Here is a 9,474-nt window from a genome sequence, read left to right as displayed (position 1 = left end):
TCACGACATTAAGAAGCATACCTAACAGATATCTGCGTGCGTATGTGATGGCAGAACCAACCGATTGTATATTTGATTTGCATCCTTTAGTGTCATAAGGAAACTTTCCTTCTGTTGAGATTTTATTCCCAGATGGATGCGTCAAAGTCATTTCTATAATTATATTGTCTGAACTCTGTTCTTTGATACGAGAAAACAAAGCAAATCGGTGTTTTGCAAGAGTATTTTTTACAGCATCAATGTACTGGTCAAGGGTTGCATATTGGCTGTTTGTATGGGTGTTTGTAGAGTTTTTTTGTATTTGTTGATATTCTATTTGCATATTCGAAAGATCACTGGCAAATCTTTCGTAGTTTTGTCGTTCTATTTCTTTTTCTCGTAAGGCAATGAGACGCTCGAGACGATCCATATCGACGTCATTTTCTAAGGCTCTGTTTAAAATGCGTTCCATAGCAGTTTGCTTGACGGCTAAATGATGTGTTTCTTCAATTTCTATTAGATTATTATTTTGTTCACTCATCTTGATTTCCTCCTATTTGAGCGCAATTCCCCCGTGGCGTGAATCACGCTTGTGTTTAAAAGTTGTTTGTGTGGTTAGAAACAGCTTATACGCTCTGTCTTTTTCCTACGGATATGTTCGGCTTTTCTATTATAACCAATATGTGTGTTGCCTGAAATACATGTGTCACCACATACAACAGCGTCACCACCAATATGAGCTTTTTCACAAACTTTGGCATTGCCGTGAATTTCGGTTATTCCGTAAACTTGCGCATTATCGAAAATATGTGCATTGGATTCAACACAAGCGTTTCCAAAAACATTAGCATTTCCATAAATACGTGCATTACATGAGATATGTGCTCGTCCAAATACTTGTGCATTCTCATAAACTTGAGCATTATTGCAAACCTTTGCACTATCCCCAACCCAACAATCGCCCTCATGAGAGAGGTTGCCTTCATGCTCTATAAAACCGCCAACATCACCTTTCTTGATGTTTCCAAAGTCTCTCAGTGCACGGATGCGACGAACTGGGCGACGATAAAGCATGTCTATTTCATCAGTAAATTCGTATTTCTTTTCCATTATTGCATTCCTTAATTAATGCATGCTTTGTCTTTTAAGATCTTGAGACAACACACCAATTCCTTTTGCTGTGATTTTTGCGCAAGGAATGACTTTTTCTATTCCACTTGCGGTTTGAAGTGTGATGGTTGGACAATCCATAAGTTTCTTTTGGATTTTGTCTTGATAAGGAAGCAAATTTCCCCCTGCTGCTCGTCTGTAAACCCAACCTTTTTTCTGTAAGAAGAGAATGAACTGTTTTGGTTGCATCTCGAGTATTTTAGCGGCTTCTGTAAGACCGAAGAGTCCATTATGGCGCTGTAAGCTTTCAAGAGCCATGGCTTTTGGTTTTAAATTTGCAATAATGTTATCTTTTTGTTCATTTTCATTTTTGAGATACGTTAAAACACCAAGCATAACTTGAGGACTTGAGTAGTCGATTTGTGGTGTTACTGCTTGCTTTTCCAATTCTTGCCAACGGTCTATAATCCTAGCACGTAATGTCATGCTGTAACCCGAAACTAAGATAAGGCATTCACGTTTAGGAAGGTTGTAACAGTTTTGGGGCTTACCCTGTTTATCTAAATAGGTGGATCCAAATTTGGATTGCCCCCCTTCAGGATATAATTCTCCTAACATTTGTCGAATATCACGCATAATATGCGCATGTTGCTTACCGCATAACTCTGCAATTTCACGACTAGACATGGTTGGAACAGTTGTGTTTTGAAAATTGTTTTCAGATATTGTAATAAAGTTTCGCATCATCACCCCCTTAATTAAGAAAAACACAAGTTTTGGTATAATATTCTGCCATAGTTTCTATGGCGCTCTGCTTTAGCGATTTTCTTTGCTGCGTGAATTTTGAAGTAATGATTATCAGTTTTATCTGTTTCTATTTCAGATTTTGGACAAATCTTCTGTCTGTTCCATTCTTGTTTTGTAAAAACAAAATCCACGCCTTCTTTTAGATCAAACTTTTCAACACAATCGTTAAACCAAGTGGAAAAATCTTGTTTCAAATGTAAGTGCCTATGCATTACATGGGCTTTGACCATTTGGACATAACCAATTTTGTTGTCTACCTCGTTTTCAGGTATGAGATATCCTTCACTATCATTATCATGTGTGTTCATGAGTTTACTCTAATTAATTATTGATGGATTAAAGGGGGCGCATTTAAAAGCGCCCTTAAGAATTTTTAAAGCACATCACATGCACGCAAACGGTGTTGTTGTTCGTAAGTACCAAACATCTCATCATTATATTTTTCGTCTGCTAAATCAGATAAAAGGTCATGGTAAGCAACACTCTCGCGTACAAAGTCATGAACTTTACTCTCCTCATGGAGATGTTCGATATTTTCTTTTACATATGCTTCTGCAATTTCTTCAGAGATATCTTCACAATTATTCTCAGAAGGATTGATGCGAAAGATTTGGATTGCATCATCTGCCTCGTCAATAATTTTTAGAACTTGGCTTTCATCCAGTGGTCCCGACCGACCAATGTTTTGATCATCATCATAGACAACTAATAAAATTTCATCAGAATTTATAAGAATTGGCTTATCCATAATTTTTCCTCCCTAACGCCTCTTGGCAATTGTTTGTGCGTGGTTTATGGAATATATATAATACGCATAATGCGTACTTATCAACAATAAAATATGCGTTATGTGTATTTTATTGTTGACGGTATAAAAATCTTGTAAGAAGATTTTTTCTAAATGACGATTCTCATGAAAGGGGAAGGTGAATGGTTATGAAAATAATAAAAAGTGATATAGAATTAGATAACAAAATAATGCATCTGGTTTCTACATTTAGTAATGAAAGAAAAAAGCTTTTATTTTTTTTCTTCTGCATGCAGGCGATTTAAAAGGTGAAGAATTGTTTCTTTATCTGGTTGAGTTGTTTTTTGCAGTAGATTAATAATTTGCTCATCAACAGTTTGTTTTGTGGCAGGAATTGGAAAGGAGGGGCCTTCTCCCTCTCCAGTTAATAACCATCCTTCACTAATTCTAAATGCTTTTGCATATTTCGCAGATGCCCGTGATATTCCTCTTAATCCTTGTTCGTGCTGTATATAGCTAGAGTAGTTCCAACCAAAATATCTAGCTGCTTCTTTAGCACTTCTAAAACCACGCGCTAAACGCGCTTTTATTAATCTAGCAGATTGGTCTATCGTGTTACTAAGCATTTTTATCTCCTTAATATATTCATATTGCATATAATTGGTATGCATTTCGACTTGACTTTTAAGTACTCATAATGCATATTATTTTTTATGGGAAAAATAGCAGTAAAACAGTTACGTAAAAATCTGAATTTAACTCTGAAAGAAATGGCAGAACGGTTAGGCGTCAACAAGTCAACAGTATGGCGTTGGGAAAAATATGGTGTTCCTTCAAGAGGAGCCGTTGCATATCTTCTCGAAGAGTTATGGAATGAACAATCTCCTCCAACGCCTGCTTTTGTCAACGGTTCAACTGTTTGCATGAAGCCATGTGAACAAAATGAAATGCTGCAATCTCAATATGAAGAAAGGAAATAAAAATGGATTACGGTTTAGCAATATCATTACTGTCCATATCGGTTATCGTTTTGAATATAATTGTATTTTTTCACTGGTACAACAATAGATAGAGGAAGGAAATTAAGATAACTAAAGATTTAGGTCTTACAGCTTGTTTTTAGTGTGTAGCTATTTATTTCATTTTTTATTTATCGCGAATGAGGGAACGATATAGAGCACGTTCTGTCTTGGATATCTTAGCCAAAAAATTCAATCTTTGCGTCTCTGAAAAACGAAAAAAGCCAATGCAATAAAAAGCTTTAAGTGTTTTATTGGGATAGTTAGAGGAAGTGTGTTCTAAAATAATGTTTATAGGATTTACTACATTTGGTTGCATAGCTTGAATAGTCAGTAAAATTGTAAGTTCATTCTTACTTTCGACATTAAATAGATCAAATGTGCTCTCTGGTTCCGGTTTTAACTTAGGGTGCATTAAGTTGATGTGTTTAGGTTTTATAGGAATATTGATGCTTGGTTCTCTAATAATTCCGGGATTTGGATTGGGATAGACGGCTTCGACAAATTGAAACGGACTTTTGGGATCTAGCCAAATATTATTTATCTTAATTGCTTGTTTTGTGGGATTGTAGGAGGTTAAATCTACTTTGAATGTGGGATTTTCATTTGGATCGTAAGGTACGTTTGCTAGTGTTTTTGTATAATTAATTTGTAATTTAGGTCCTAGAGCTCGTTGTTTGTTTTTTCTGTATCCTGTCCAAACTGAAACACCAGCATGAATAGTTGTAGCAGTGATAGAGATTATAGAAAAGTATTCAAATATCGTTAACATTCTTTCCCCCCATTTCGAAAATAATTACCGTTGAACGGCTTTGTAAAAATAATTTTTAATGGAATAGCAAATGACTAACACGATTCTCTGTCTTGATCTAGGTACTAAGACAGGCTGGGCGATATGTTCCAAAGGGCATGCGCTTAAAGACGACAACGAAGCAGATGCTTTAGCAATTTTATATTTAATGAAAGAAGGGGATGCGCATGTCTAATGGTATGCCATGGATAAGATTCCATTTGTATGACTGGATAAGTGGTACAAATGGAATGACATCTGAACAACGGGGGGTTTATATAACTCTTCTCGTTTGCATGTATGAAAAAAAAGAACCATTTAAAACAGATTTTCAAACACTTGCACGCGTTTGTTATTGTTCGCAGAAAAAATTTGCAACTATTGTCGAATATCTCATGAGAAATAATAAACTTGTTGAGACAGATAATGGATTGTGGAATACGCGCGTTGAAGAAGAGCTAAACGATTTTGCTGATAAAAAAGAGCACATATCGCAAGTTCGTAGTGAAGCTGGGAAAAAAGGTGCGCAAGCAAAAAATAATACAAAACAACATGTTAATAATTTTGCTGAAGCAAATGACAAGCAAAACGTTTTTTTTGCTGAAGCAAACGCTAAGCAAAATCAAGCTATAAAGAACCAGAATAAGAATATATATAAAAAAACTAAAACTATCGTTTTAGCAAAAAAAGAAATTGGTTCTGAAAGTTTAGAAACAACTAATTTGGTTCAAGAGCCAACTGAGGTTGCTGCTGTTGAAACCACATCAGAGCAAATCGCAACCTCACTAGACAACCAACCTCCCATTCACGAGCAAGAAAACGTTCCAGAAAAAGCAAAACGAGCGAAAGCTAATCGCGGTTGTCGATTGCCTGCGGATTTTGAACCCGATTACGATTTTGCCATTGCAGAGGGCTTGCCTCCGGAGCGCGTGAAAGTTGAGATTGCAAAATTCCGAGATTACTGGACTGCCAAGTCTGGAAAGGATGCAACCAAAATCGATTGGCAAGCAACATGGCGTAACTGGATACGCAAGGCGGTTGATGATTTAGAAAAAACGAAAAACACGAACAACAATGGTGGAAACAATGGAAGTTACACTCAAAAGCAAAAAAGCGTTGGTGAACGTATCGCAGACAGTATCCTTGATATCGGAAATCGAGGGTACTTTGAAACACATTCACGAGAGGATAGCTCCGGAGTTTCCTTTGGTTTTGAAGAGTGGCAGTGCATTGACACAACAGCAGGAAGCGATTGCCTTAGATGCTTGTGATCAACTTCACGAGTTATTTTCAGTGAAAGCAAACAAAGAGGACATAGCCAAGGCAATTAGGATGCTTTCGTGTGGTTTGAAAATTTCGCAACAGGCAGATCATGAAGGTATGGCACTGACCTATGGAATGGTTTTGGAAAGTGTTTCTGCGTGGTCACTGATGAAAACGGTTAAACGGATTTTATGCGATGAGGTAGAAGGTTTATCGGATACGTTTTTTCCAAGCACTCGTGAGTTAGTAAGATTATGTCGTGATTTGGAAAATAGTCTTTTGACGAAAGCCAATCTTGTACGCAAGGCTGTTTTGAACACTCGTGAAAAAAAGGCTGAAAGACAAGGCAGCAAGAGAACATTCAAGACCACTCACGTTGGTTGAAAAGCAAAAGCTTGAAGGGATTTTAAGTGGTCTTGGGGGAACAGTGAAAAACATGGCAGGTTAGCAAAATAGTGAAAAGCGCTGATCATTTTACGATTAGATACGCATTTAAATCGATAAAATGGCACCGCAGAGAGTGATTTAAAGATTTTACGTTAAAAACGTTAGGAATTAAAACAACTCTGTACGGTCAAGTTTGAGACAAATAGACCAGTTGGTAAAATTATGGACTAAAAGCATGAGAATATTAAAAGATCTATTCTTAAAAAACCGTAAACAGCCAATGCAAAAAAAGTTTGTTGCAACAGCTGTTGGTTATGTCCCTTGGGGAGACGGAGCAGCCGAGTATTTTTACAACCTCTACGAATATCCTGATGGCACAAGAGAGTGTGAAAAGTTTGATGGTGGACAGTATTACGATACACCAAAAGGAGCAGATTTTAGTACCAAAGCGCAAGTGAAGGCGTGGGTTTACGGTGGTAATGTTCCGAAAAGCGTTCTGAATTACGAGCCCCTCATAGAGGAAATCAACAAAGAGACCAAAGAATTATCGGAAGCAGTTTGATTTTAAAGAACATGACCTCTAGGTGTAAAAAAGGATGGGCTAAGTATTTCTAAAGATGCCCTACTTGCTCTAAAGGTGAAATATGTGGGATTAGGCTGTTATGCCGAGCTTTCCAGAGATCATGCTTTTGTTGCAATTTAAGCCAGAATTCCGCATCATTTAAACCCGCTTTTTCTAACCGTAAAGCTAAGTTAATACTAATCGCTGCATGACAGTTTAAGACGCGGGATAAAGTTAAACGTGCAACGCCAAGACGATTTGCAGCTTCTGTTACTGTTAATCCTAATTCATCAAGCAATTCTTCTTTCAAAATGCCGCCAGGGTGTGGAGGATTGTACATCATAATAACACCTCAAAACTCAATGGTAATCTTGATAATCAACCAGTTCAACGTCTGTTCCAATGAAACGAAAGGTAACACGCCAATTTGCATTGACACGCATGACCAACAACCTTTTAAATCGCCCGTAAGCGCATGTAGACGATACGATTTAAGAGTAACTTGTTCAGGCGCGGATATTGTATCTAAAATTACTAAAATGTTTGCTAATTTTTTAGCATGAGCGGGTTGTATGCCTTTGCAGACTCCTCTTTCGAAGAATAATTTCAACCCTTTATGCTTAAAACTAACGATTGCCATATATACCCTTTTGATACTTGGTACTATACACCATGCACTTATGTCAATTGATTATTTATCAAAGATCGCCTTAAAACATAATTTTATATGTTATAAAAACAATAATATCCTTTTGAAATAATTGAAAAAATATGCAAATTATGCTAAGATTTTGCATGTATAAATTGCAAATCTAATGGGGCTACAAATATGCTAAATAAAGTGATGTTAATCGGACGCCTTGGTGCTGATCTCGAAAGCAAAACAATGAATTCTGGAACAGAAGTAGTCAACTTTCGTATGGCAACTTCTGAGAGCTACACAGATAAAAAGACTAATCAAAAAGTAGAGAAAACAGAATGGCATTCCATTGTGGTTTTTAATCCACATTTGGCAAAAATTGCTCTTCAGTATCTCAACAAAGGTTCAAAGGTTTATGTAGAGGGCAAATTACAGACACGTAAATGGAAAGATAAAAACGGTGGTGAACATCTTGCAACAGAGATTGTCTTACCACAATTCAAAGGTGAATTGTATTTGCTTGATGCTAAGAAAGAGCAATCTGCATCCTCTTCACCTATCACTGCTTAAAGTTATGCTGTTGCTTCAGGTGCTAGTGATTATGGTATATCTCTTAATGACAGCATGCCATTTTGATTGAAAAAATACGACAAAAACAAAAAACGTGAATGTTCACAGATTAGGGGATGTATGAGAAAGAAAGATGCTTGCATTTCACGGGTGAAAATATGTCAAGATCCTGTTAATCAATTGGCAATTGAAATGCGTGCTAAACGCTTTGGTTTGAAGATTGAAGAAGCTAAAAATCCGCTTGCTGGTACTTATGTTGGGCGGCTGTGTTTGCAAGGCGTGCTTACTCAAGACCAGTATGATGCTGCGCAAAAATATCTTGAAGTGAAAAATGACTATTTGTGTGCAAAAGGTTTACCAAGCGCTGTTTATGATGAAATACCATCATCTTCTGATGACAAAGCAAGAGAGAAATGGGTTGAATTTGCAACAGAACATCTTGTAGCTGTAAAAGGTGTTGTTCAAGAAGCGCAGTGTTTACACCGTCAATATAACCTTCATGCCGCATTACAGTATCTTGTTATAGAAGATCAATCACTACCACATCTTGTGCTTTCATTGCGTATTGCTCTTAATGTGCTTTATAAGCATTTTAGCCGTTAAAAAAGAATTGACATCAGATGAAAAATCATTAAATGTGTATATATTTACACATTGCGAGTTTAGGTAATGGAACAAGATAGCCAAAAAATCATTGCAAAATTAAAGCGTGATGGCTTTGAACTTGTCAAAGTAAAAGGTTCTCATCATAAATTAAAAAAAGATGGTAAGGTTGTTATTGTTCCACATCCTAAAAAAATCTTCCGATTGGTACAGCACGTTCTATCGCACAACAAGCAGGCTGGTTAAAAAAAGGAGAAGAAGAATGAAAAGATTTTTTGCTCTTGTTCATAAAGATGAAGATTCTGCTTTTTGTGTTCAGTTTCCTGATTTTGAGGGGCTTTTTTCTGCTGCTGATGAGGAAGAAAATTTAATCGCAAATGCAACAGAAGCACTTCAACTTTATTGTGAAGATATAGATATAGTGCCTATTCCTTCAAAATTTGAAGAAGTCATACAACGGGAATCTGTCAAAACAGCTTTGTCAGAAGGAGCTTTTTTAATACAAGTCCCCTTTATTGAAAATGATGCAGAAGTGGTACGTACGAATATATCCATTGAAAGAGGGCTCTTACGTGCAATTGATGATTGTGCACAAGAAAGAGGTTTAACAAGATCTGCTTTTTTGGCAACAGCAGCGCGTCACGAGCTTAATATTTAGATTTTCTTCTTTTTTGGCTGTGTCAATACATACCATTTTGTTTCTAGAAACACCATATTTAGGTAAAAAAAATAAAAAAACACAATATATTGATTTTTTTGTTGACAATATGTAAAAAATCGTATTTAATGACACCACTGCATTGGTCGTATTGCGTCAAAAATTCAAAAATATCCCCTAAAACTCAGTAAAATGTAAACTTGAAACGTGGCTAGAAAGCCCTGTTTTCTGGGTAATTCCGGCTAATCTATTTTTCAAATAACAAAAATCATTAATGGACTAATTTATGACTCGAAAGGAGCAATGATGAAAGCTGTCATCACTAAGCCAATGTGTGT

Annotated in this window: 15 protein-coding genes and 3 pseudogenes; 9 read left to right on the top strand and 9 right to left on the bottom strand. The window is 36.5% G+C overall.

Features of this window, described 5'->3' with window-relative positions; genetic code table 11:
* The 6 genes from J7R13_RS08020 to J7R13_RS07995 form a co-directional block, all read right to left on the bottom strand.
* The coding region (locus tag J7R13_RS08020; protein ID WP_208438217.1) for an ERF family protein at positions 1–520 on the bottom strand (520 nt) is incomplete at its 3' end.
* A 74-nt stretch (positions 521–594) separates the two neighbouring features.
* Positions 595–1,089 carry a hypothetical protein gene (locus J7R13_RS08015; RefSeq protein WP_208438216.1) on the bottom strand — a complete coding sequence of 165 codons (495 nt, stop codon included), beginning with the start codon at positions 1,087–1,089 and terminating at the stop codon, positions 595–597.
* 15 nt (positions 1,090–1,104) lie between these two features.
* A complete protein-coding gene (locus J7R13_RS08010) occupies positions 1,105–1,833 on the bottom strand; it encodes a Rha family transcriptional regulator (RefSeq protein ID WP_208438215.1) in 729 nt (242 codons plus the stop codon).
* Positions 1,834–1,847: 14 nt separating this feature from the next.
* A complete protein-coding gene (locus J7R13_RS08005) occupies positions 1,848–2,204 on the bottom strand; it encodes an antA/AntB antirepressor family protein (RefSeq protein WP_208438214.1) in 357 nt (118 codons plus the stop codon).
* A 65-nt stretch (positions 2,205–2,269) separates the two neighbouring features.
* Complete coding sequence (locus J7R13_RS08000) at positions 2,270–2,644, bottom strand: hypothetical protein (protein WP_208438213.1); 375 nt, start codon at positions 2,642–2,644, stop codon at positions 2,270–2,272.
* A 272-nt stretch (positions 2,645–2,916) separates the two neighbouring features.
* A complete protein-coding gene (locus tag J7R13_RS07995) occupies positions 2,917–3,270 on the bottom strand; it encodes a helix-turn-helix domain-containing protein (RefSeq protein ID WP_004859838.1) in 354 nt (117 codons plus the stop codon).
* Positions 3,271–3,357: 87 nt separating this feature from the next.
* On the opposite strand from J7R13_RS07995, the gene J7R13_RS07990 reads away from it, so the two are divergent.
* On the top strand, positions 3,358–3,624 hold the full coding sequence (locus J7R13_RS07990; RefSeq protein WP_208438212.1) for a helix-turn-helix domain-containing protein: 267 nt from the start codon (positions 3,358–3,360) through the stop codon (positions 3,622–3,624).
* Positions 3,625–3,790: 166 nt separating this feature from the next.
* Here the strand turns inward: J7R13_RS07990 and J7R13_RS07985 are convergent, their stop codons facing one another.
* On the bottom strand, positions 3,791–4,435 hold the full coding sequence (locus tag J7R13_RS07985; RefSeq protein WP_208438211.1) for a hypothetical protein: 645 nt from the start codon (positions 4,433–4,435) through the stop codon (positions 3,791–3,793).
* A 70-nt stretch (positions 4,436–4,505) separates the two neighbouring features.
* On the opposite strand from J7R13_RS07985, the gene J7R13_RS07980 reads away from it, so the two are divergent.
* The 4 genes from J7R13_RS07980 (at position 4,506) to J7R13_RS07965 (ending at position 6,665) form a co-directional block, all read left to right on the top strand.
* Positions 4,506–4,649, top strand: coding sequence for a hypothetical protein (locus J7R13_RS07980; protein ID WP_208438218.1), 144 nt, complete (start codon positions 4,506–4,508; stop codon positions 4,647–4,649).
* Positions 4,642–5,724, top strand: a complete 1,083-nt coding sequence (locus J7R13_RS07975) for a DUF1376 domain-containing protein (protein WP_208438210.1) — start codon at positions 4,642–4,644, stop codon at positions 5,722–5,724. Before J7R13_RS07980 ends, J7R13_RS07975 begins: the two co-directional genes overlap by 8 nt.
* Positions 5,684–6,100 (top strand): hypothetical protein, encoded by a 417-nt coding sequence (locus J7R13_RS07970; protein WP_246786326.1) that lies wholly within the window; start codon positions 5,684–5,686, stop codon positions 6,098–6,100. Before J7R13_RS07975 ends, J7R13_RS07970 begins: the two co-directional genes overlap by 41 nt.
* 238 nt (positions 6,101–6,338) lie before the next feature.
* Positions 6,339–6,665, top strand: coding sequence for a hypothetical protein (locus tag J7R13_RS07965; RefSeq protein ID WP_208438209.1), 327 nt, complete (start codon positions 6,339–6,341; stop codon positions 6,663–6,665).
* A gap of 49 nt (positions 6,666–6,714) precedes the next feature.
* On the opposite strand, the gene J7R13_RS07960 is transcribed toward J7R13_RS07965, so the two are convergent.
* On the bottom strand, positions 6,715–7,008 hold the full coding sequence (locus J7R13_RS07960; RefSeq protein ID WP_208438208.1) for a HigA family addiction module antitoxin: 294 nt from the start codon (positions 7,006–7,008) through the stop codon (positions 6,715–6,717).
* A 16-nt stretch (positions 7,009–7,024) separates the two neighbouring features.
* A pseudogene (locus J7R13_RS07955) lies at positions 7,025–7,305 on the bottom strand (type II toxin-antitoxin system RelE/ParE family toxin).
* A 189-nt stretch (positions 7,306–7,494) separates the two neighbouring features.
* Between J7R13_RS07955 and ssb the strand changes: the two are divergent.
* The 4 genes and pseudogenes from ssb (at position 7,495) to J7R13_RS07935 (ending at position 9,136) form a co-directional block, all read left to right on the top strand.
* Positions 7,495–7,941, top strand: a pseudogene (ssb, locus tag J7R13_RS07950) (single-stranded DNA-binding protein).
* Positions 7,942–7,995: 54 nt separating this feature from the next.
* A complete protein-coding gene (locus tag J7R13_RS07945) occupies positions 7,996–8,478 on the top strand; it encodes a hypothetical protein (RefSeq protein WP_208438207.1) in 483 nt (160 codons plus the stop codon).
* A 66-nt stretch (positions 8,479–8,544) separates the two neighbouring features.
* Positions 8,545–8,744, top strand: a pseudogene (locus J7R13_RS07940) (type II toxin-antitoxin system HicA family toxin).
* Entirely contained in the window at positions 8,741–9,136 is a 396-nt protein-coding gene (locus J7R13_RS07935) for a type II toxin-antitoxin system HicB family antitoxin (protein WP_208438206.1), read from the top strand. Before J7R13_RS07940 ends, J7R13_RS07935 begins: the two are co-directional and overlap by 4 nt.
* Positions 9,137–9,474: the final 338 nt, after the last annotated feature.

Source organism: Bartonella taylorii 8TBB, from assembly GCF_902825155.1.
GTDB classification, from domain to species: domain Bacteria; phylum Pseudomonadota; class Alphaproteobacteria; order Rhizobiales; family Rhizobiaceae; genus Bartonella; species Bartonella taylorii_A.
This window is presented reverse-complemented; position numbering and strand designations above follow the sequence as displayed.